Annotated in this window: 14 protein-coding genes; 7 read left to right on the top strand and 7 right to left on the bottom strand. The window is 45.2% G+C overall.

What is annotated here, in order from left to right; all coding sequences use genetic code 11:
• Nucleotides 1–47: 47 nt before the first annotated feature.
• The 4 genes from WG943_RS01650 to WG943_RS01635 all read left to right on the top strand — a co-directional run bounded on the left by WG943_RS01650 (nucleotide 48) and on the right by WG943_RS01635 (nucleotide 6328).
• Nucleotides 48–1565 (top strand): sensor histidine kinase, encoded by a 1518-nt coding sequence (locus tag WG943_RS01650; RefSeq protein ID WP_340406402.1) that lies wholly within the window; start codon nucleotides 48–50, stop codon nucleotides 1563–1565.
• Between the two features lie 117 nt (nucleotides 1566–1682).
• Entirely contained in the window at nucleotides 1683–2354 is a 672-nt protein-coding gene (locus tag WG943_RS01645; RefSeq protein ID WP_340406400.1) for a LytR/AlgR family response regulator transcription factor, read from the top strand.
• A gap of 315 nt (nucleotides 2355–2669) precedes the next feature.
• Nucleotides 2670–5198, top strand: a complete 2529-nt coding sequence (locus tag WG943_RS01640; RefSeq protein ID WP_340406399.1) for a TonB-dependent receptor domain-containing protein — start codon at nucleotides 2670–2672, stop codon at nucleotides 5196–5198.
• Between the two features lie 104 nt (nucleotides 5199–5302).
• Nucleotides 5303–6328, top strand: coding sequence for a synaptic vesicle VAT-1 family membrane protein (locus WG943_RS01635; RefSeq protein ID WP_340406398.1), 1026 nt, complete (start codon nucleotides 5303–5305; stop codon nucleotides 6326–6328).
• Nucleotides 6329–6405: 77 nt separating this feature from the next.
• Here the strand turns inward: WG943_RS01635 and WG943_RS01630 are convergent, their stop codons facing one another.
• Nucleotides 6406–8292, bottom strand: a complete 1887-nt coding sequence (locus WG943_RS01630) for a gamma-glutamyltransferase family protein (RefSeq protein WP_340406396.1) — start codon at nucleotides 8290–8292, stop codon at nucleotides 6406–6408.
• A gap of 187 nt (nucleotides 8293–8479) precedes the next feature.
• Between WG943_RS01630 and WG943_RS01625 the strand changes: the two genes are divergently transcribed.
• A complete protein-coding gene (locus WG943_RS01625) occupies nucleotides 8480–10690 on the top strand; it encodes an acylase (protein WP_340406394.1) in 2211 nt (736 codons plus the stop codon).
• Nucleotides 10691–10825: 135 nt separating this feature from the next.
• Here the strand turns inward: WG943_RS01625 and WG943_RS01620 are convergent, their stop codons facing one another.
• A complete protein-coding gene (locus WG943_RS01620; protein WP_340406393.1) occupies nucleotides 10826–12217 on the bottom strand; it encodes a hypothetical protein in 1392 nt (463 codons plus the stop codon).
• A gap of 498 nt (nucleotides 12218–12715) precedes the next feature.
• On the opposite strand from WG943_RS01620, the gene WG943_RS01615 reads away from it, so the two are divergent.
• Nucleotides 12716–13633, top strand: coding sequence for a lytic transglycosylase domain-containing protein (locus tag WG943_RS01615; RefSeq protein WP_340406391.1), 918 nt, complete (start codon nucleotides 12716–12718; stop codon nucleotides 13631–13633).
• Between the two features lie 67 nt (nucleotides 13634–13700).
• On the opposite strand, the gene WG943_RS01610 is transcribed toward WG943_RS01615, so the two are convergent.
• The gene (locus WG943_RS01610) at nucleotides 13701–13832 is read right to left on the bottom strand and encodes a hypothetical protein (RefSeq protein ID WP_340406389.1); all 132 of its coding nucleotides are present in this window, start codon (nucleotides 13830–13832) and stop codon (nucleotides 13701–13703) included.
• 294 nt (nucleotides 13833–14126) lie between these two features.
• On the bottom strand, nucleotides 14127–16802 hold the full coding sequence (locus tag WG943_RS01605; RefSeq protein ID WP_340406387.1) for an FG-GAP-like repeat-containing protein: 2676 nt from the start codon (nucleotides 16800–16802) through the stop codon (nucleotides 14127–14129).
• Nucleotides 16803–17313: 511 nt separating this feature from the next.
• Here WG943_RS01605 and glgX point away from each other — a divergent pair.
• Entirely contained in the window at nucleotides 17314–19443 is a 2130-nt protein-coding gene (glgX, locus tag WG943_RS01600) for a glycogen debranching protein GlgX (protein WP_340406386.1), read from the top strand.
• A gap of 161 nt (nucleotides 19444–19604) precedes the next feature.
• Here the strand turns inward: glgX and WG943_RS01595 are convergent, their stop codons facing one another.
• Genes WG943_RS01595 through WG943_RS01585 form a run of 3 tightly spaced genes read right to left on the bottom strand, consistent with a single transcriptional unit; the run spans nucleotide 19605 to nucleotide 22863 of the window.
• Entirely contained in the window at nucleotides 19605–20987 is a 1383-nt protein-coding gene (locus WG943_RS01595) for a GH1 family beta-glucosidase (protein WP_340406385.1), read from the bottom strand.
• Between the two features lie 50 nt (nucleotides 20988–21037).
• On the bottom strand, nucleotides 21038–22024 hold the full coding sequence (locus WG943_RS01590; protein ID WP_340406384.1) for a glycosyltransferase family protein: 987 nt from the start codon (nucleotides 22022–22024) through the stop codon (nucleotides 21038–21040).
• Nucleotides 22021–22863, bottom strand: coding sequence for a UDP-2,3-diacylglucosamine diphosphatase (locus WG943_RS01585; protein WP_340406383.1), 843 nt, complete (start codon nucleotides 22861–22863; stop codon nucleotides 22021–22023). Before WG943_RS01585 ends, WG943_RS01590 begins: the two co-directional genes overlap by 4 nt.
• Nucleotides 22864–23215: the final 352 nt, after the last annotated feature.

The raw sequence follows: 23215 nt of genomic DNA, 5'->3' as shown, positions 1-23215 counted from the left end.
CATCACATTTTTTATTTTTCTAAAACGCATTCCTTTATCATTGTTTTATGAACGACCTGACAATGCAAACTTTTCTCGAGAAGCCGATCCGCATAACTAAAGTGGAGTTTTGGGCAGCTACTACCATTTTCATTTTTGCCATATTCTCGCTTTCAACTTCGTATAGTCCCAACGAGTGGGACTTTAAGCACGAAGGAGTTACCTATCACTATTATAAACACTATTTCTGGCCGCAGCTGCTGCGCTACACGGTGCTGTACCTGGGCTTCCTGCTGTTAAATTTTAAAGTGCTACCGGGCATTTTAAAAAAGGAGAAGCTAACCTTAAACCTGTTTCTGCTGGCAATCGCTTTCTCGGCTGTAAGCTTTATTATGGGTATGCTGGATACTTACTCTAAAGGTTATCTGCTGGTAAAGTATGAAAGCGTAGAGCAAGCGTACAACTACATTTTCCAGGGAAGCTTTAAGTATACTATCTGGCTGCTGCTCATGTTCGGGTTTTATTCTGTTATAAAGCATGCAGGTCTTTACCTTTTATCAAACTCAACAATTATACAAACCAAGTACCGCATAATTACCCGCGATGCCCTCACAGCTTTTATTGTCTGGATGGTGAGTGTGTTCCTACTGATGGTACTGAATATTGGGAGGGAGATTACAGTAGTATGGGCTATTTTGTCGTTGAGTGCTATACTTATTTACTGCATCTCGTTTTACACACTTATTCCTAAATCACTTAACTCTAAGCACCCGATCAGGTCATATGCTTTAAAAGTGTCGTTTATACTGGTGCTGGCATACTTGCCTGTAGCCTTTATACTTTTGCCGTTATTATACCACGAAGACGCTGCCTTTGGGTTAAGCTTTTTTAACGCAGCCTTCCAACTAGTGATTACGGCACCTGCTGTGTGGCTACTTTACAAGCGCCAGCTAAAGGGAACCGAAGAAGTTTATACTTTGAAGAAGGAGCTGGGCCGGTCTAACGCAAACCTCGATTTTCTGCGCTCGCAGATAAACCCGCACTTTTTGTTTAACGCACTAAACACGCTTTACGGCACAGCCCTGCAAGAAAACAGTGAACGCACGGCGCAGGGTATTCAAATGCTGGGAGACATGATGCGCTTTATGTTGCACGAAAATCATCAGCAAAAAATATTACTGTCTCGTGAGATTGAGTACATGCGCAACTTCATAGAGCTGCAAACGCTTCGTACATCGGCTTCTCCTAACATAAGCATAGAAACCAAGATTCAGGATGTTATAACGGATAAGTTTATAGCGCCTATGCTGCTGATCCCTTTCGTAGAAAATGCCTTTAAACATGGTATTAGCCTGAAGCATAAATCCTGGATTAGGATAACGCTGCATACTGCAGGAGATAAATTATACTTTGATGTGTATAACAGCATACATGCAAAGCAGGAGCAAGACCCGGAAAAAGACAAATCGGGTGTAGGGTTGGTTAACGTGAAGCAGCGCCTGGAGCTATTGTATTCTGGAAAGCATGAACTGATAATAAGAGAAACTGCTGAAGAGTACTTTGTTCACCTTACTGTACAACTATAAGTTTAGCAGAGAGCAGTTGGCTTCAGATGCTCTTTATTATAAGCGCCACTTACAGGAAACAAGGTTAACAGTAAGTAAAAATTTGGTAACTTAAGAAGGTAAACAAGCAAAGAGAGCATGAGGGCAATTGCAGTAGATGATGAACCACTGGCTTTGGAGGTAGTGCGTACCCTAGCGTCTAAGGTTCCATACTTAGAGTTAGTAGCCAGCTTTACGGATGCATTTCAGGCGCTGGAGTACCTGCAAAAAGAGCAAGTAGACCTGGTTTTTCTGGATATCAAAATGCCGGATATTACTGGTTTGGAGTTTGTTGCAAGCCTGCAGAAAAAGCCCTTGGTTATCTTTACAACTGCCTACACAGAACATGCTGTTACCAGCTTCGAGTTAGATGCCATTGATTACCTGTTAAAGCCCTTTTCGCTGGCCCGCTTTGTGAAAGCCTGCAACAAAGCTCAGGAACTATACCTGCTGCGTAATGGCGCAGATCTAGCTAAAGATTACGTGTTCCTGAAGACTGGTTATGAGCAGGTAAAAGTGCACTTTAATGATATTTTATACTTAGAGGCTGCGGGCAATTATGTGACTTTTGTGCTGGAAGATAAAAAGCTGCTTACCCGCATGACCATCAGCGAAGCCATAGAGATGTTGCCAACTGATAAGTTTGTGCGCGTGCACCGCTCTTACATTATAGCCAAAAACAGAATAGACAAGATAGAGCGCCATCAGGTGTGCATTAAGGGCTATGAAGTGCCTGTAGGAGCATCTTATATGCAGCAGTTGCAGGTGTAAAGTTTACCAAGAACATCAAAGTATAGCACATGCACCCTTCGTGCTATAATAAAAATAAGATTAGTTGTTTGTGAATGGCTCCACTCCTGCTCCTGTCAGGAAAAGAGGCAGGTAACGTTGATATCCCCTTTTGGGAGGGGCAGGGGTGGGTATGCCTTTTACAAACCTACTTAGCTAAGCAAATACAAGTATCAAAATTATTATACACGCTTTTACAGAAGCTGCTGCATGGCCATGAAGCTGATTTTGTATAACAGGAATATTATGTCCGGTAATACTCAACGTCTTAAAATCATTACAATCTAAGCTTAAATTATGAAAAAAATTATACTTATGGCTGTAGCGGGCATGCTCGCTACCCAGGCTTCTTTTGCCCAAAATTTGGCACCCAAGCCTGCTACTACAACCAATGCACCAGCCGTTTCTCAGCCTGCACTTAAAGGCGATGGCAAAATAAGCGGCATCATTCAGGATGGGCAGTCTAAGGCACCAGTAGAGTTTGCCTCAATTGCACTGGTAAACAAAAGTATAGGCAAAGTGGTAGATGGCGCTACAACGGATAGCAAAGGCAGGTTTACCATCTCCGGTATTGCCCCTGGGCAGTATAAACTTACCATTAGCTTTGTAGGCTATGAAAGTATGACTGTTGATCCGGTGGCTGTGGAGCAGGGTAAAGCTGATGTAACCGTAGGTGTTGTTTCTCTCAAGTATAGCAGTAAGGCATTAAGCGAGGTAACAGTTACCGGAGAAAAGCCTTTAATAGAAGATAAAGTAGACCGCATGGTTTATAATGCAGAAAAAGATATCGCCCCCGGGGCTACAGCAGCCGATGTAATGCGCAAAGTTCCCGGTTTAAATGTAGACTTGGAAGGCAACCTGCAACTAAGAGGCAGTTCAAACATCAGGGTACTGATCAATAACAAGCCCTCTGCCGTAGTAGCCAGCAGTGTAGCAGATGCTCTGCAACAAATTCCAGCAAATCAGATCAAATCCGTGGAGGTGGTTACCAGCCCATCTGCCAAGTATGATGCCGAAGGCACAGCAGGTATCATCAATATTATAACTAAGAAAGACAGTGGTTTACAAGGTTTAACCGGTAATGTTTCCGCTAACTTGGGCACGATCAACAGCAACACCAGTGTTGGCTTGAACTACCGGAAGGGTAAGGTTGGGTTAAGCACTACATTGGGTTACGCCCTCGCCGACATGCACGGCAAAAACATCATTGTTTCGGTTTTTGGTCCGGGCACGCCTGTTTCTGGTAGTTCGCAATTTGTAGATGCTAACAGGCAGGCAACCTCTAAACTATTGCAGTTTGGCGCAGATTACGGCCTTAGCAAATCAAGCTACCTGGCGGCTGGCATCCGCATGACGGTTCCTGATGTTGCATTCAAAACTATCCAAGTATCCGACAGCAGATTTGGTGATGGTTCGGAGAATACGAATACCCGAATAGGTAGCAATGCGTTTGACGGAATTAACTACGACATCAACTTAGACTATACTAAGACTTTTAAAAAGCCGGGGCAAGAGCTTTCGGTGCTGGGGTTGCTAAGCAGAAACACCCGCAACAACGAGAACTTCATGGACCTTTACTTGGACAACCAGTTGGCCCAGAAAGAGCAGAACTACAACGATGCCTACAATGAAGAAATTACCGTTCAGACAGACTACACACATCCGTTAAGTAAAGCCCAAACTTTAGAGATAGGCACCAAAGCGATCTGGCGTTATGCAGAAAGCGATTATCGTTTTCTTGTGGCAAGCCCTGCCTCTTCGCCTTTTGTGCTGCAGCCGGAAAGAACAGATGTGTTTTCCTATAACCAAGATGTGCTTTCTTCTTATGCTATTTATGGCCTTAAACTGAAAGAGTATAATCTGAAAATGGGATTGCGATTTGAGCATACTCAGGTAGATGGGGATTTTATTTCGAACGGCACAAGAGTGGAGCAGGAGTATCACAATCTCTTCCCTAACCTGTCAATTTCGAGAAACCTGAAGCAAAACCAGACAATCAAGTTTAACTACTCTAAACGCATCCAGCGGCCGCAGCTATCGCTCTTAAACCCTTACGAGAATGTGAGCAATCCTAAGAATGTGATACGTGGCAATCCGGACCTGGAAGCAGAACTGACAGACTCCTATGAAGTTGGCTACAGCACTTTCTTCAAGTCTGGGGCAACAATAAACGCATCCCTGTACTGGCGCCAAACCAACAATGCTATTCAGTCGCTCAGCTCTCCATACAGCGGCACAAACCCTGACTCGGTGGGTAGGGTAACAACTACTTTCGGTAATGTGGGGCAGGAGAGTTTCTATGGGCTTAGTTTGTCTGGCAGCACCAAGTTTTTAGAGAAGGCAAAGATTAGCAGCAACGTAAACCTGTTTTATGCTTCTATAAAAGGTGGCGGTCAGCAGCAGTCTAATTCAGGAATCGTTTACAATGCCAACCTAAACGTATCTTACAACTTCAATAAAGGTTTTAGCGCACAAATGGCTGGCGATTATAACTCTGAGCAGGTAACGCTGCAGGGTAAAGTATTACCCTATGCCACCTACAATTTTGCAGTAAGAAAGGAAATCCTGAACAAGAAAGGAAGTATAACCTTAGGCTTTAATAACCCTTTTAATAAATACGTAACCCGGGAGCGTATCATCAATACATACAATTCTGAAAATGTACTTGTGCTGAACCAGACTAACGCTTTAAGCTTAAATATGCGACAGGTAAGGCTAGGCTTTAACTATCAGTTTGGCAAGCAGGATGCCAAGGCCAAACCACGCCGCACCAAAAAAGTATCCAACGACGATGCCAAGGAAGGCGATGAGAATGGAATGAAGTAGGCAAGCATTTTTGTAGGGCTGCAGGCAACGTGCCAGTATACATCATGCCGGAACATGTTGTATATTGGCACGTTTTGCTATAGTCTAAAACTGAAATTTTTCCGATGATCGAACGCCAGGTATACCGCATTCATAAAGCAGGCGCTATAAAAGACCTGAAACTACAAACCGAAACACTAGAGCAGCCCAACCCAGACGAAGTATGCGTGGAGGTAAGAGCAGTCGGACTTAACTTTGCCGATATTTTTGCCATTCAGGGGCTTTACAGCGCTACACCCAAAGGTTCGTTTATTCCTGGGTTGGAGTTTTCTGGTGTAGTAATGGCAGTAGGCGAAGAAGTTACCGATTGGAAGGTTGGTGACAGGGTAATGGGAGCCACTAAGTTTGGCGGCTATGTGTCGCACATCAACATCAACCACCGCTATATTATTCCGTTACCTGATAGCTGGAGCTTTGAAGAAGGTGCCGGCTTTTTGGTGCAGGGCTTAACAGCCTACTACGCTTTAACAGAGCTTGGAAACCTGAAAGTAGGCATGTCGGTGCTGATACACAGTGCGGCAGGTGGTGTGGGCATACTGGCGAACCGCATCTGTAAAAAGTATGGCGCCTATACTATAGGCACTGTAGGGCAGGGGAACAAAGTGGATTTTCTCAAACAAGAAGAGGCTTATGATGCCGTTATACTTCGTGGTGCAGATTTTCCGGCAAAGCTACAGCAGGCATTGCATGGCCGTCCGCTAAACCTGATTATGGAGTGTATTGGTGGCAGCATACTGAAACAGGGTTGGAATGCGATGGCACCGATGGGTAGAATGGTAGTTTATGGCAACGCCAGCTTCACCAGCCACGGCAACAAACCCAATTACCCCAAGCTTATCTGGAAGTTTTTAAGGCGCCCTAAAATAGACCCGCTGCGCCTGCCCACTGAAAATAAGTCGCTGATGGGCTTTAACCTGATTTATTTATACGAGCAGACCGATATGATGCATCAGTTGCTTCATAGTTTGCAGGCGCTGCAGCTTAAGCCACAGCATATAGGTCATGTTTATACTTTTGATCAAATGCACCAGGCGATCCATCTTTTCCAGCAAGGCAAAACAGTAGGGAAGGTAGTAGTGAAAGTCGGGTAAAGTATAAATGTATACTTTTGAAAACAGAAGAGCCTTTAGTTTATGCTAAAGGCTCTTCTGTTTTATCATTTAAAGGCTTACCACCCAATTCCATAATCTTCGCCGTGGTTGCTGGAGCCGCCCCACAAACTATTATGTTTCCAGTCGAAATAAATAGCATTGATAGGCCCGCTGGTGCGGTCACTAAAGCTTAGCGTATAGCCCATTTTCTTCAGTTCGTTGCGTACGGCTTCCGGTGTGCTGCTGTGCAATAGTATATGTCCCGGCTTTGGTTTGCGGTCATCGGTTTTAGTGCCACCCAGCGATAGCCATAGCTGGTTTGTATTGATGTTGGCCGCCTCTGCAGCTTGTTGTGCTGTCATGTTAAACTCCACCATGTTCAAAAAGAACTGCAGCAGATTCTGCTCCTGCGTATCGCCGCCCTGCACGGCAAAAGATACAAACGGTTTACCATCTTTCAGAGCCATAGAAGGCGTTAACGTTACACGGGGTCTTTTGCCAGGCTCTACTACATTAAACGGATTAAGCGCTGGGTCTAGCACGAAGCTCTGCATGCGCTGGCTCATTCCTATTCCGGTGTTTCCTGCAATAACAGCTGGCAGCCAACCACCACTCGGTGTAATCGAGACTACCCACCCTTCTTTATCAGCAGCCTCTACCGTGGTGGTGCCTCTCCAAAGCCTGTCCTGGTACTCTTCATCCACAGAAGAGGAGCCAGTGCGTTGGTCGTGTGTAGGGGCAAAGTTACGGCGGGTGGTATCTGGTTCGTAGCCACGTTGCTTTAGTAGTTTTAAGTATGGGTTCTTCTTGCCTTCAAAAGGATATGGATCACCGGGGCCAATGTTCGGATCGTTTTTGTCGTAGCCGATCAGGCTGGCACGTTGCCTTGCGTATTCCTTGCTCAGCAGTCCTTTCATAGGCTCTTCAGGTGCAACGTATGAATCGCCGTAATAAAAATCGCGGTCGGCAAAGGCAAGACTCATGGCCTGGTAAACAGTATGGATATAGCGTGTGCTGTTGTAGCCCATCCCTTTTAGGTCAAAGTTTTCCAGGATGTTCAGCGCCTGCAACATACTTGGCCCCTGCGTCCATTGCTGCAATTTGTATACGTCTACGCCTTTGTAATTTACCTTAAGCGGTTCCTCTTCAATCGGTTTCCAGTTAGCCAGGTCCTTCATCGTAATTAAGCCACCTTGTTCTTTGGAGCCACGCACAAACTCTTCAGCAATATCACCTTTATAGAAGCGATCATAGGCAGCCATGATGGCATCTTTGCGGCTTTTGCCTTGCTTTAAAGCTGCTCTTTCGGCCTCTACCATTTTGGTTAATGTCTGCAGCAGGTCTTTCTGCACAAATATCTCACCTGCATTGGGGGCCTCCCGTTCTTCGCCGAGGTGTGTCAGGAACACCTTTTTGCTGTAAGGCCACTGCTTTATCAGCTCTTTGTTTCTTTCGATGCTATTTGCTGTCTGAGCCTCCATTGGGTAACCGGCTGCCATTTCCATAGCAGGTGCCAGTACCTCTTCCAGGCTCAGGGTACCGTAGTTTGCCAGCATGTACATAATTCCACCGGGAGTGCCGGGAGTGGTAGCTGCCAGTGGGCCATTTTCTGGCGGGAAGTTGTAGCCTTTGTTTTTAAAGAACTTAGCTGTTGCTCCAGTTGGGGCTACGCCCATTGCATTTATGGCAATTACCTTTTTCGTTTTAGGATTGTAGATAAGCGCCTGTGTTTCGCCGCCCCAGCTTAGCACGTCCCACATGGTGCAGGTAGCAGCCAGCATGGCACAGGCTGCATCCACGGCATTACCGCCTTTCTGGAAGGTTATGGCGCCGGCTGTGGCTGCCAGTGGTTTTCCGGTAATGGCCATCCAGTTTTTACCGTGCAGAGGTGGCTTCTGCGTTTGTTGTGCCGAGGCAGACAGCGTTGTAGCTGCAAGTATAAGTACTGCGAATATTCGTTTCATAGAAGTATGGTTTGCTTTACTAATTTAAATAAAAATCAGAACAGATACCTGCATTAAACTACATATCTCTGAAGACAAGAAAACAAAAGTATACTTTATACTTTGAGTGGGTATGGTAACATATCTGAGCATCTTCTGATAAATCTCCCTAAATTGATGCTCCGTTTCATACTCCTTTTCAAAACTTATGAGATACCTTTTCAGATACCCTATTCGACTGCTGCTGTTCGTAACACTGCTGTTTTCCTGCACACAGCAGGCAAAAGTTGCCTCTAACTCTGAGGTTACCCGCTGGGAAGTGCAGGCGGCACGCGTAACAATTATCCGTGATGATTTTGGCGTGCCGCATGTATACGGTAAAACAGATGCAGATGCTGTTTTCGGACTATTGTACGCACAATGTGAAGACGATTTTAACCGTGTGGAGCGAAACTATACATGGGCTATTGGCCGATTGGCAGAAGTAGAAGGGGAGGAGATGCTCTACAGCGATTTGCGCGCCAGGCTGTACATGACCAAAGAAGAGGCCATTGCTCAATATGAAAGCAGCCCACAGTGGTTAAAGGAGCTCTGCCAGGCCTTTGCAGATGGCATTAACTATTACCTGCATACGCACCCGGAGGTGAAGCCAAAACTCCTGACACGCTTTGAACCTTGGATGCCGATGTACTTCAGTGAAGGCTCTATTGGTGGCGATATCGAAAGCGTTTCAGCAGAGCGTATCAAGGCATTTTATGAGCACGATAAATCGCTTGGATTGAACAGCTACGGCAGCGGCCTGGTTAGGCCTGGACTGCTGGAAGAACCAAAAGGCTCGAACGGTTTTTCAATATCTGGTAAGCGCACGGCTTCTGGTAATGCCATGCTCCTGATCAACCCGCATACTTCGTTCTTCTTCCGGGGTGAGGTGCATGCTGTGAGCGAGGAGGGGCTGAATGCCTATGGTGCCGTTACCTGGGGACAGTTCTTCATATACCAGGGCTTTAATGAGAAAACCGGCTGGATGCATACTTCAGCTTATGCCGATGTGATAGATGAGTTTGAAGAAACCATTGTGAAGCAGGGTGGCAAACTATACTATAAGTATGGCTCTGAATTGCGCCCTGTAGAAACTGCAGAAGTAAAGCTGGCTTACAAAGTTGGCGATGAGCTGAAGGAAAAAACTTTTACTACCTATCGCACCCATCACGGCCCTATCACTCACAAAAATGGCGACAAGTGGGTAGCCACTGCTCTGATGTGGAAGCCGGTTGATGCATTGATCCAGTCATATACCCGTACCAAGAAAAGCAACCTCAAGGAGTTTAACGAGATGATGAAGATCCGCACCAACTCCTCTAACGGTACTGTATATGCTGATGCCGACGGAAATATTGCCTACTACCACGGCAACTTCTTTCCGGTGCGCGACAACTCCTTAGACTATAGCAAACCAGTTGATGGCAGCGACCCAAAAACAGACTGGAACGGACTTCATCCGCTGGAGGAGACAATCAGAATTATAAACCCACCAACCGGCTGGATTCAGAACTGTAACTCTACACCATACACAGCTGCCGGCGAGTATAGCCCTAAGCCAGAAGATTATCCAAAGTATATGGCGCCATCCCCTGAAAACTACAGAGGAGTTCATGCCATTCGTTTGCTCGAAAAAGCTGAGAATTTAACTTTAGATAAGCTCATAGAACTAGCCTATGATCCATACTTACCGGGTTTTGAGGTGCTGATACCAGGGCTGGTGAAAGCCTACGACAAGCAAAAACCAACAGATCCTAAACTTAAGGCTGCCATAGAGGTGATGCGTAACTGGAATTATGCTGTTTCTAAAGAATCTGTGGCTATGTCTCTGGCGCATTTTTATGCTACTAACCTGCTGCGTAAAGGCAGCGCTCCAAAAGGTCTTAACCTGATGGAACGCTTTGAGTACTACACCAAGCAGGCACCGGAGCAGGAGCGTTTAGATATCTTCAGCCAGACGGTTGCCCAGTTGGAGCAGGACTTTGGAAAGTGGAACACACCGTGGGGCGAGATCAACCGTTTCCAGCGAATCAACGGCGAGATAAAGCAGCCTTTCAACGATAACCTGCCTAGTCTGCCAATTGGTATGGCCTCTGGTAACTGGGGAGCACTGGCCTCTTATGGTGCCAATAGCTACAACACCAAGCGCCTTTACGGCACCTCTGGCAACAGCTTTGTAGCCGTAGTAGAGTTCGGAGATAAGGTAAAGGCCAAAAGTATACTTGCCGGTGGCCAGAGCGGCGACCCTAATTCTCCGCACTTCGATGATCAGGCACAGCGCTATGCTGACGTAAAATTTAAGGATGTGGCTTACTACCGCGAGGATGTGGAAAAACGTGCCAAAGCTACTTACCACCCGGGACAGCAGGTAAATAAATAGTTTTACCTTTGAGTATAAACATGGAAAGGGGCTGAGTTAAAACTCAGCCCCTTTTATTTAAAGAACTTAATCCTGCTTTATAAAGCAATGAAGCCACAATCAACAAACCACTTAATTTATACTTTGGGAATAAATTTACAGTTTATTAAGAGTCTTAACTGAAGTCACCACCACTGTGTTTCTTTTCTGTCCTCGTACAAGTGAGTTATCCTCAATTTTATTTTCTCCTAATCCAGGCATAATAATAACTTTTAATCCTTTTTTTACCTGACCACTTATATTAAATACGTCGTTCCCGCATAGTCCGTGTAGTGTAATTTCATGTGTCTCCCCTCTATAAAATGTTCTCCTAAAAGTTACATTGCCATCAGTTGCACTGCGAACAGTTACCTCTGTATAATTGTCGTTTAGGCGTTTGACCTCAAAAATTTCTTCTTTGTCTGTACCAATAATCAGTGGCTTTTTTGCCAGCACTTCATAAAATTTTCTGGCAGCCTTATGTAGCTCATTTCTTCTACTTCTAAGGTCATTTTCCAGCCGCTCTCCCTGCTGCGCGTATAATGTTGGTGGCAGTTTCTGTACTGCCTGCTGTATCACCTCATCGCTTATCTCTTTTTGCATTAACTGAGCAATGGAATCATATTGCTGTGCTGTTACTCCAGCTAAAATCCGTGTATCTAAAAACTCCGACTTGATCATCAGTGCCTTTATATCTGTAAAATCTTCGTCAAAGGTTTTGAACTTGCGGTTTGCCCACTTACGGCTCAGCAACCAGGAAAGCAGGCCATCATCAAACCGAAAAAATGCGTTGTCTCTGTCTTTAGGTATGGGATAGTATAAATAGTGGCCAGAGGTTTTAAATACAGCCCAGTTCCATTGGCCCTCATGTCGGTCGCGATCACCTATTAACAGGTCTAGGAGCCTGGCTTTGGAATAAGCTGTTTTGTCTATAAAATGGTTGTGGTGGGTAAAGCGGTTGGTGAGCATTTTTTTAGTACTGATAATATCATGGCCTTCTGAAAGATCACCGATCAGACCTCTTTCGTCTGTAAATTTTTCTTCCAGCATGTAAAGCCTGTCGCTAAGTAATTCTTTGTGTTTCCCTAATTGCTCTTCGTTAGGCTTTATATACACAAGCCACGGTGTGGGCGTAGGCACATTTGCCGCCTTGGCTAGGGGAGCCACCACCAGTGGCGCATAAGGGTGCAGCGCAGATGTCTGGTCGCGTACCAAATCTGCAAGTAGAGTTTTGCGAGCTAATGCCGGTAGTTTTATTTCGGGTCGTTTATCTACTGTTCGAAGTGAGTATACAAGTCCGTTTCCTGCTCCCATGGTAGCATTTATAGTTTGCATGCCTCCACCTATCTTTTCTACTGTTAGTCCACCATGTGTTGTATCCAGATCTAAAACCGGCACGTGTATGGGTGTTGTCCAGGCATCGCGGTGGCGCCTACCCCAGAAAAAGCGGTAAATAGGGCCACGCTTGTAATGTGCACCAGCCTGTACTGTCACACTATCTATAGTCACAGGTGTTTGTTTTAACTGTTTGTAAGTAACTGGATCGGTAACGGGAGTTTCGTTGTAAAAGCTTTTTCTTGCACAGCCAAGAGTTAGCAGGAGCAAATATAATAGGCCAATGCCTTTAAATAGGAGGTGGCGAAGGGTGTACATTTCCTCTTTAAACGTGGGTGCGCAGAAAAGTATTCAGCGAGGACTTTTGTATCAGAGCCATGTTCTGGAATCAGAGTTTAATTTAGATTAACGTAACCACAAATATCACTTTCATAACACTTGAACTTATCTAGACTGAACGAACCAGCACCACAACTGAATTTATACTTTAACAGGTGTGAGAGATTAAGATGAACTGCTAAAATTTGTAATCTATCAGTAAATCATGTTATTATACTACCAGAATTTGGTGAATGGCTATATTACCGTGTAATTTTTCCTTAACTTAAAGACTAAGTCAGGGTAAAGACAGTTATTCTGAATACGTGGGAACAAACAGGAAAGGACTAAAGTATGGCACAGCAGATTTGGAAATACGTGTGGGTAACGGTAATTATTTTAATTGCGATGCAGCTTTGCAGCCAGCAGCAGGCGCAGTTCGGAACTGATATGGCTGATGGAAACACTGAGAGAAGATCCGATAGTAAAGTTTTTGCGCCACCACCTCTCCCAACAGCCATGAGTTTTGCCGGAGAGCCTGTGCCGCTGCATGTGCCCGATGTGGCTGAGCGCTTAGACCGTGAATTGCTCGTAAACTCTTATTTGCATGCAACCACCTTGCTAGGGCTAAAGCGAATGCAGCGTTATGTGCCTGAAATTAAGGCGATGCTAAAGGAGCATGATATACCAGAAGATTTTGTGTACTTAGCATTGGCCGAAAGCCTTTTCGGGCATGTTACATCACCAGCTGGCGCAGCAGGCTTCTGGCAACTTATGCCGGATACTGCCCGTGGCTATGGGCTGGTTGTAAACGGAGAGGTAGACGAACGCTTTCATGTGCAGAAGTCTACGCTGGCAGCTATCAGATATCTTAAATCAGCTAAGAAACGCTTTGGCTCCTGGACTAATGCAGCGGCCTCTTATAACCGTGGCATGGGAGGTTTGGCGCGTGCACTGGAGAGGCAAGGGGTAAGCTCATTCTATGACCTTTACATGAACGACGAAACCTCTCGTTATATCTTCCGAATTCTGGCACTGAAAGAGGTGCTGGGCAACCCGCAAAAGTATGGCTTTGAACTTGCAGAAGAGCATGGTTACAAGCCGCTGCCTTCCAAGCCTTTAGTCGTTACCGAAAGTATAAAAGATCTGCCGGCGTTTGCACTGGAGCAGGGTACTAATTATAAGACTTTACGCCTTTATAACCCCTGGATCAAAGATTATAAGCTTACTGTGCCGCAGGGCAAGGAGTATGTAATAGAATTACCTCAGTAGCCTAATCTTAACACAATATAAAGTATAAGGGCTATACTACATCTGTAGTGTGGCCCTTATACTTTTTTTACTCTGCTACCTGCTCAATCACTGTTACTGAAGAGGCTAAAAAATACCCAATTGCCCCGCCTGAAATATTACCTGGTGCATTGGCGGGTGTACTTTCAAAAGGTCCGCCGCTGGAATTTTGCTGGTTCATTAGGGCAAATCAGAAATTGTAGACTGGTTTATCCAAAGAGAACATTTCCACCTGCAGGCGGTCTCCTTTATTTAAAGTAAACTGCATGTTGGCATTGCCATAACTTCGGTCATACTTTAGGATTTAAATCTGAGTAAAGTAAATAACTTGATAGCTCTGTAAACTACTGGCTAAAGCTGCTTAGGTTAATTTCTAAGTTAATAAAGAAGCCGCTAGCTTTTAAAAACTAGCGGCTTCTACTGTTTAATGAATCTTGTGATAATCCTCTGGATTTTAGGAACACTTAGGTAGCATTTACCTTTCTTGCTTCAATACTTTAAAAGATGTTACGCCAGTTTCAGTTTCCAGCAGTATATAAAACAGTTGACCGGCATATTTGCCAACTTCAAATGAAAAATCTAAGTCTCCGCTCTTTTTTAGCTGTTTTTTCTGAAGCACCTTTCCGTTACTGTTAACAAGAGAAGCAGTTATTTTGCCTACATATGGCCCGCCTGCCTGAACGTTAACTTTTGAGGCCGTTGGGTTTGGAAATACCTGTGTATGCTTTACAATTATCTCTTCCTGCAAGGCTGTAAGGGTGATGGCGTAGCTTTGAGACAGGGCGCTACAGCCGGCAGCATTTGAAACTTCTACCTTGTAATTTCCAGGAACTGTTGGTGTATAAGTTCTTGCCGTGTGGTTTAGCAAAACCTCATCTTTATACCATTTGTAAGATGTCCCCTCACTTGCAGTTAAAAGATTGCCTGATTGCGAAATTGTTGCAACTGGTAAAGCAGCAGTAACTACGGTGGCAGCAAGGCTGGTTATACTTGGGTAATCGAGGTTTTTAGTTACAACCTGGTATTTGCCTGGGGCAGTTACTTTGTAACTTGATGTGGTTGCATTCTCAATCGGTTGATCATCTTTAAGCCAGGTATAAGTGTAGTTGGGGTTACTTGTTGTACTTAGCAAAGGACCATCGGTAGATCCCTCACAGAGGTTAATTGTACCAAGTATGTTTAACGGTGCAGTAGATAAGGCTAGTGGTTGAACGTTCTCAGCTACATAAGCTGTATTTCCAGCTACAGATACCAGATCCTGATCGCCGTCACCATCTACATCTGTAGCCCTTAAAGGGCCATCAGAAGGTGGCAGCATGATAGGAGCCTGCTTGAAGCGTGCGTTGCCAACACCAATAAAAATACTGTTGTTGGTGCCCCCATTGCTGCTTAGTACCAGGTCCAGAATGCCATCATTGTTCAGGTCAGTAGCATCTACCCATTTTACCCAGCCTTCTGAAGAGAATTGCTGTGTAATCCGATCGGAGGCGTCGGTAAAGTTTCCCTTGCCATCGTTCAGCAACAACTGCAGGAAAGCACCTTTATAGAAAGGCTCGCCCGGAGTATTGGACGTGATAACATCCAGGTCACCGTCACCGTCAAAGTCCGCTACAGATAAGGCAATTGTGATCCAATTTGCTGCGAGTAATTTTTTATCGGCAGCATGCTGCTTTATAGTAAAAATGCCGCTGCCATTGTTCAGCAATACCAAGTTACTGGGGGTTCGTTCATCGCCTCCCAAAAAAAGGTCCAGGTCACCGTCACCATCCAGGTCAGCTAGTGCGCTGGAAGTATAAACACCATTGCTTTTATCTGATACTTGAGCTGGCAAGTTATTTGTGCCAACAGTAAATACACCACTGCCATTGTTTAAGTAAAAGCGTGGACTATTGTGGCCTCCTCCAATGTTAGCCATGTAAATGTCTATGTCGCCGTCGCCATCAATATCTCCTATAGAAACATGGTGCGTAAAATCAATCGCCTGTGGCAGGTTGGTAGCCGTTACATTTTTAAGTGAGCCGTCAGCTTGCCCGAATAGCAATAGGCTTTGCTCACCCGGAAATGGGTGAACATCAGTCCCATGTCCGATGGCGATAATGTCCATTTTGCCATTGTTATCAAAATCAGCCATAGCCATATGCCTTGGATGCACCATCTGCACTGCCTCTTTAAAATAGGTTGAGGTTTGGTTTGATACAGTTAAATCAGCATTAGTGCCAAGTACCTGAAATGGTCTGAAAGTACCAGGGTAAGGAGTTGGAGGCCAGGAAATTGAAACAGTTATAAACTCAACTCTTCCATCCTGGTTGATGTCAAATGGATACATATCTTCCAGAGCATGCGGAAGAGCTGGCGATATGGTAGTAGCCTTCACGTTAAAGAAAGGCTCATTTGAGAAATAAAAATTATCAACCCAAACAGGATCGTTGTTATCGGTAGTAGGTGCAGTGCCCAGGGTAGCATGTAATTGGTTATTGGATAAATCTTGGGCAACCTGACCACTACCTTCGTCTAACTTCCAGAAGGCAACCAGACCTGTAGCGCTGGGTGCTGGTATTGCTTGTGCCACTCCTGCTATTTCTGTAGCGGTTAAGACTTTGTTCCATACGCCAGCCTGTTTAATGTACGCGTTGGAGCCACAGCAGTAGTTGCCTTTATCTACACCGCCACCAATACCAAAAGGCACGTTGTTAACCTGTGGTGCTCCTGGGCTTGCCATGCTCCCAACCAGCTGGCCATTTACATACAGGCGCATAGTACCATTACCCAATGTTGCTGCTACGTGTGTCCAGCTATTTAATGGTATCGCTTCTGGAGACATTATAGCATTGTAAGTACCAGCAGCACCAGTGGTTTGCACAAATTCCACCTTATCTCCGTTACTATCCCAACCGAGCATGTAAGTCATATAAGGATCAGCACTACGATCTGTGTTAGGTTTACCCATAATAAAACCATAAGGCTGCCGTGCTGTAGGGTATACCCAAGCCGCCATAGTAAACTCTGACCCAAGGTTTAGCTTTGGATCGATTGGCGCAAATACGGCACTGTTACTGAATCGAAGGATGTGATCTTGGCTAGGAGCAGTTAGCTGCGCTTGTACCGCAAGTCCCAGGAAACAGAGCACAAGGGTGAGTAGATTTTTTTGCATAAAGCTTAATTAGGGTGAAGATTGGGTTAGAGTTTTGTTTTCAAAGCCTACAAATACTAGTTGTAAGTTTTGAATCTGAAGAATTAACTATCAAAGTTAGAGTAATACGATGATCACTCCAATACCCCAAAATAGGTATTCATAAATCCCTGTTAAGTAAGAGTTAACTCGATAACAAATCCAGTGGGAAAACTCAGAGCCTGTGCCGGTTGTACTAACTGAATTTAGTTGAGCAGTCTGTTTTTTTGTTCTTACTGTAGCTTTCCACAGCTATAATGAATTGTATATTGTAAATCGCCGGACTCTGCTTATCCCATCATCAAACATATGTATTGGCAATTATCTAAAAGTATAAACTGTACATTCTTGCCGGTTAAGTGTGGCTTATGGATAAAATGCTAATGCAGGCGTACGGTAAAATTGAAAGTCTCCTTTTTTTTGTGCTTTGCGTAAATGCAGAATCTTAACTGTACAAGTCAGTAATATTCTGACACAATTCTGAAACAAACCTATGAGTTTAACAAAATACCCTGGCAACCCTTTTCCGCTAGGAGCCACTTGGGATGGTAAAGGAGTTAATTTTGCACTGTATGCAGAAAACGCTAATGAGGTTATACTTTGCCTTTTTGACTCTAAAGAGAGCAAAGAGGCTTCGGAGCAGGTAAAACTGCAGGAGCGGACCCATCATGTATGGCATGCTTACCTACCTGATGTAAAGCCAGGGCAGCTTTACGGCTACCGCGTTCACGGACCTTATGATCCTGAGAATGGACATCGCTTTAACCCCAATAAACTACTCATAGACCCATATGCCAAAGCCATTGCAGGTACCATCTCCTGGGACGATTCGCTGTTTGGTTATGCGATGGGAGACTCCGATGAAGACCTGAGCTACAGCGAAGCAGATAGCGGCCCTTACTTACCTAAATGCGTGGTCATCGATTCTGCTTTTGATTGGGAAGGTGTACAGGGGCCGAAAATACCGTATCACCAGTCCATTATTTATGAGGCGCATGTAAAAGGACTAACCCAGACGCACCCTGATATACCGGAGGAAATACGAGGTACTTATGCTGGCATTGCACATCCCGTAACTATAAAATACCTGCAGGAGCTTGGTATCACTGCCATAGAACTGATGCCCGTGCACCACTTTGTTACAGACCGACATTTACAGGATATAGGGTTAACCAACTATTGGGGTTATAATACTATTGGGTATTTCGCGCCCGATGTACGCTACTCCGCAAATGGGGTACAGGGGCAGCAGGTAACAGAATTTAAGAACATGGTAAAAGAGCTGCACAAAGCGGGTATTGAAGTTATACTTGATGTAGTTTATAACCATACGGCAGAGGGTAACCACATGGGGCCAACCATATCATTCCGGGGTATCGATAATGCATCTTACTACAGGCTGGTAGAAGAAGAAAAACGCTATTATATGGATTACACTGGCACAGGCAACACCCTGAACGCCATGATGCCAAGCGTGCTTCGCCTGATCATGGATAGTTTACGCTACTGGATAACTGAAATGCACATCGATGGCTTCAGGTTTGACTTGGCTTCTGCGTTGGCCAGAGAGTTACATGAAGTAGATCATCTAGGCTCTTTCTTCGATATCATCCATCAGGACCCGGTTATCTCCCAGGTAAAGTTGATTGCGGAACCTTGGGATGTAGGTGAAGGCGGCTATCAGGTAGGTAATTTTCCTCCGGGTTGGGCCGAGTGGAATGGTAAATATCGTGACTGCGTGCGTGATTACTGGCGCGGAGAACACAGTATGCTAGGAGAGTTTGCAGAGCGTTTTACCGGCAGCTCAGACCTGTACCGCGACGACTCCCGTAACCCCACGGCAAGTATAAATTTTGTAACGGCCCATGACGGCTTTACCCTGCACGACCTGGTTAGCTATAATGAGAAGCATAACGAAGAAAACGGCGAGGATAACAACGACGGTGAAAGCCATAACCGCTCCTGGAACTGTGGGGAAGAGGGGCCAACCGATGATGATTCAATTATTGCCCTGCGAAACAGACAAAAGAGAAATTTCCTGACAACTTTATTTTTATCGCAGGGGGTGCCGATGCTGGTGGCCGGAGACGAGTTAAGCCGCACACAGCATGGTAACAATAATGCCTACTGCCAGGATAACGAAATTTCGTGGATAGACTGGAATAAAGCTGATAATGAGCTTTTGAATTTTACTAAAAGCCTTATCGACTTTAGAAAAAAGCATCCTGTGTTTTGCCGCCGCCGCTGGTTTCAAGGACAGCCGATCAAAGGTGTAGGGCTAGAGGATATTGCTTGGTTTTTGCCCAGCGGTAACGAAATGACCGAAGAGAACTGGAATCATGATTATGCAAAGTCGCTGGCAGTGTTCCTGAACGGCCGTGGTATAAGGTCGCTAAACCAAGTGGGGAAGCAAATTGTAGATGATAATTTCTATGTGATGTTTAATGCACACTCAGAGCCATTATCCTTTAAACTACCACCTAAAAAGTATGGCGACCAATGGACTAAAGTACTAGATACAAACGAAAGCAGAATAGAGGAAGAGGGTAAAGTATATACCGCCGGTAAAACTATACAAGTACAAGCCAGAGCAGTGATAATAATGCATCATCCTCAGCACTAGATGTTTAGTGTGTTTATACTTATAAATCTATCAGAATATCTGGCAATGGTGTGGTTGTATTTCAGGAGATCAGAATTGATATTGACCTTTAACAAAACGCTTACAAAATCAAATAACTGTTATAGCAGTACAGATAATGTCATCTTACATTGCTTTATTAGTTATTTGATTTTGTTCATCAGGAAGTTTCGATACCAAAGTCCGGAGTTTTTAATGGTACGTTGCTGCGTCTCATAGTCTACATGTACCAAACCAAAGCGGGGATCGTAGCCTTCTGCCCATTCAAAGTTGTCCAGGAAAGACCACACGAAATAGCCATGCACGTTGGCACCTTCCTGTTTGGCACGCAGTACCTGTTGCAGGTAGCGCTGCAAAAAAACTACACGCTCCTGGTCATTTACCTGCCCGTCTTTTAGCTCATCAGCAAAGGCGGCACCATTCTCTGTAATGAGCAGCTTTTTGATGTTTTTATATTGGCTGTACTTGTGCAGCAGGTGGTAGATGCCCTTCGGGTATACTTCCCAGTTCATGAGGGTATAAGGCACGTTTCTCTTTTTTGCCGGCACCAGGTTGGCCTGCAGAAATGGTGTCCAGAACGAGTACTTAACTATTTCGCGGGTATAGTTCTGTATACCTATAAAATCGAAGTCAAACTGCAGCAGTGCTTCATCGTTGGGTTTCATGTACTTTTCAATGCGGCGCATAAATTTCAGGTCGTCCAGGGGGTAACCTAGGCCAAGAGCAGGCTCCAGAAATAAGCGGTTAAGCAGTGCATCAACTCGTTGTGCTGCCTTTATGTCCTTTTCGCATTGGCGCAGGGGTTCTACATGAGAGCAGGAAATGGTGGTGCCTACCTCTGCATTGGGGAGTATACTTTTTAAAATGCGGCCACCCTCGGCCTGGCAAAGGGCGGTGTGGTGCACCGCAGGAATAAACGAACCAAAGCCTCTGCGGCCCGGTGCATGAACACCCAAAAAGTAACCGGCACCGGTAAACACCATCGGCTCGTTCAGCACCATCCAATGGTTTACCCGATCGCCGAAGGAGTTGGCACACAGCGCAGCATATTCACTGAACCAGCTGACGATGTCGCGGTTTGGCCAGCCGCCTATTTTCTCCAGCTCATGCGGTAAATCCCAATGGTACAAGGTTACCCAGGGCGTTATACCCAACTCCAGGCAATGGTCTATCAGGCGGTTGTAATAGTCTATCCCTTGCTGACTGACTTTACCTGTACCGGCAGGCATCAGGCGTGACCATGAAAGCGAGAAGCGAAAGTTCGGGATGCCCATTTCCTGCATCAGCATCAGGTCGTCGGGGTAGCGGTTAAAAAAGTCGCAGGCAATTTTACCGTGGTGGTTTTGCTTTACCTTACCTCTTTTGTCCGTGAAAACATCCCAGATAGAGGCGCCTTTGTCTGCTGTGTCGTGTGCCCCTTCTATCTGGTAAGCTGCTGTGGCAACTCCCCACGCAAAGTTCTCACCGAAGTCCGATCTGTTCAATACAGGCTGATCCTGTACTTTTGCTGTGCTATTGTGTGTCATATGAAAAGCAGCAGAAGCGGCTCCTGCTGCACGAAAGCTATACTTTATACTTATATGTTTTCCTGCACTATACGTGCTACAATGGCATCTGTCTCATCAGGGTAATGCACCCGTATCGGCTCGCCATGTACCAGCCACTCATGTATCTTGGGCAGGTGTTTTTTCTTAAGGCTTTTAATTGTTGCTACTCCCATGTGCTTTAAAGCGGCTGCGTTGCAAACCTGCTCATACTGGTTTTTCATAGGCACTACCAGCAGCTTCTTTTGCAAGTATAAAACTTCTGACGGCGTGCCGAATCCTGCAGCGCAAAGCACCCCTGCCGATGAGGCCATACTTTGCAGGAAAGCATCATTGTGAATGGGTTGTACCGAAATGTTCTCATGCCGGAACGGCTGCTTGTTGTGTTTGGAGAAAACCTGCCACTCCACGCTTTTGAAGCGGGAGAGTTTGTTTATGATTTTATGATCGTCGTGCGCGGGTAAGTATACGGTGTAGTGCCCTTGGTTGCTTACCTCCAGTTCCCGCACCTGCTTGCGTATGATCGGGGTAAAGATGGTGTCGTCAAACCTATCAAAGTGGAAACCATACTGTGCTGTGGTAGGGGCGTAATTCTTAAGTATAAACTTACCCATGTGGTCTGTCTCTTTTGGCTTGGGCACGTTTTGGTTTAGCACCGCCACCTGGTTGCTCAGCCCCACGCAGTGTTTTTTTGCACGCATACAGGCCCAGGCCGTTACAGGCTCAAAGTCAGATATCACCAGGTCATACTCGTTTACCGGGAGCTGGCATGTTTCTTTGTAAAAGGCCCGTGAGTTTGCCTTTACAAATGTCCTGTAAAAGTCTACGCCGCCGTTCTTCCCAAAAACAAAACCAAGTCCTTTCAATCTATACTTTACAGGATAGGGCAAACTCAGGTCTACCTGGCTGCCGCTTACCACTATGTCCACTTCTCCGCGCTTTTGTAGGGCAGGCAAAATGTCCAGGGCACGGGTAAGGTGACCATTACCGGTGCCCTGAATGGCGTATAATATTCTCAAGCTGATTTCAGGTTAAATTCGACCATCAGGCTCTGGAACAGCTGTATATTGGTCGGCACAAGTTCCTCTTCCATATCCATTACCACTGCATCCAGGTTCTCCCGGAATTTGTAGAGTCTCCAGGCACCTTTGTCATACTCTAAAGCCGTTAGGTTTTCGATCCAGTCGCCGGAGTTAAGGTAGGTAACGCTGCCTTCGTTATTCGTGATTTCGCGAAGTTCCGGCTGATGAATATGGCCGCAAACTACGTAGTCGTAACCGTTGGAGATGGCGATGTCGGAGGCTGTTTTCTCAAAGTTATTGATGAACTTCACAGCACTCTTTACCCGATTCTTGATGTTGCGCGATAAGTATACTTTCTCTCGGTTAAGTTTCAGGCAGAAGAAGTTTACCATGCGGTTGAGCAGGATAAGCAAGTCATAGCCATGTGCGCCTAGCTTCGCCAACCACTTAGAATGCTGCATGGTTACATCAAATACATCGCCATGGAACATCCAGGCGCGTTTGCCATCCAGCTCCATCACCAGTTTGTTTACGATCTGGAACGAGCCAAGCTTGAAGCCTACGAACTTACGTAGCATTTCATCGTGGTTGCCGGTGATGTAGTATACTTTGGTGCCCTTGGCAATGAGCCCCATCAGGTGTTTTACAACCCGCATATGAGAGGCAGGCCAATAGCTTTTACTAAACTGCCAGATGTCGATGATGTCGCCGTTAAGTATAATAGTTTCCGGCTTTATACTTTTGAGGTAAGCCAGCAGTTCTTTTGCGTGGCAGCCATAGGTGCCGAGGTGCACATCAGATATGACAACAACCTCTACTTTTCTTTTTCTTGCCATATATCAGGCGTGGGTGAGTATAATTTTAGTCTCCGTTAAATTTAAATGGCGAGTAGAAGGAGTGTAGCCTGTACAGGAGAATGTCTAGAAGCTTACTTGTAATAATGTCTGCAAGTGTTTTTGCCTTTTTCATTTTCATATGATTTTAGGTTCTGACTCCCCTGGCTAAAGGTTATTCCGAACTACGCTACTAAATTACGTCTGTGGTGTTAGCTGCAGGTTATGAGGTGGTTATGCTTTCGTTAAGTTTAGTTTAGCGGTACAGGTAATCGGGAATACCAGTAATGTTTTTGCTATTATATGAAATATTGTTCATGTGAAGTTTTTGTGAATTTATCCTGCTGTGCAATCT

This window comes from Pontibacter sp. H249 (genome assembly GCF_037892465.1).
Taxonomy (GTDB): domain Bacteria; phylum Bacteroidota; class Bacteroidia; order Cytophagales; family Hymenobacteraceae; genus Pontibacter.
This window is presented reverse-complemented; position numbering and strand designations above follow the sequence as displayed.

Coding starts and splice junctions, on each gene's coding strand:
- WG943_RS01615 (WP_340406391.1), top strand. CDS start 12,716: ATGGCACAGCAGATTTGGAAATACGTGTGGGTAACGGTAATTATTTTA.
- WG943_RS01650 (WP_340406402.1), top strand. CDS start 48: ATGAACGACCTGACAATGCAAACTTTTCTCGAGAAGCCGATCCGCATA.
- WG943_RS01610 (WP_340406389.1), bottom strand. CDS start 13,832: ATGAACCAGCAAAATTCCAGCGGCGGACCTTTTGAAAGTACACCCGCC.
- WG943_RS01625 (WP_340406394.1), top strand. CDS start 8,480: ATGAGATACCTTTTCAGATACCCTATTCGACTGCTGCTGTTCGTAACA.
- WG943_RS01645 (WP_340406400.1), top strand. CDS start 1,683: ATGAGGGCAATTGCAGTAGATGATGAACCACTGGCTTTGGAGGTAGTG.
- WG943_RS01630 (WP_340406396.1), bottom strand. CDS start 8,292: ATGAAACGAATATTCGCAGTACTTATACTTGCAGCTACAACGCTGTCT.
- WG943_RS01635 (WP_340406398.1), top strand. CDS start 5,303: ATGATCGAACGCCAGGTATACCGCATTCATAAAGCAGGCGCTATAAAA.
- glgX (WP_340406386.1), top strand. CDS start 17,314: ATGAGTTTAACAAAATACCCTGGCAACCCTTTTCCGCTAGGAGCCACT.
- WG943_RS01585 (WP_340406383.1), bottom strand. CDS start 22,863: ATGGCAAGAAAAAGAAAAGTAGAGGTTGTTGTCATATCTGATGTGCAC.
- WG943_RS01595 (WP_340406385.1), bottom strand. CDS start 20,987: ATGACACACAATAGCACAGCAAAAGTACAGGATCAGCCTGTATTGAAC.
- WG943_RS01640 (WP_340406399.1), top strand. CDS start 2,670: ATGAAAAAAATTATACTTATGGCTGTAGCGGGCATGCTCGCTACCCAG.
- WG943_RS01605 (WP_340406387.1), bottom strand. CDS start 16,802: ATGCAAAAAAATCTACTCACCCTTGTGCTCTGTTTCCTGGGACTTGCG.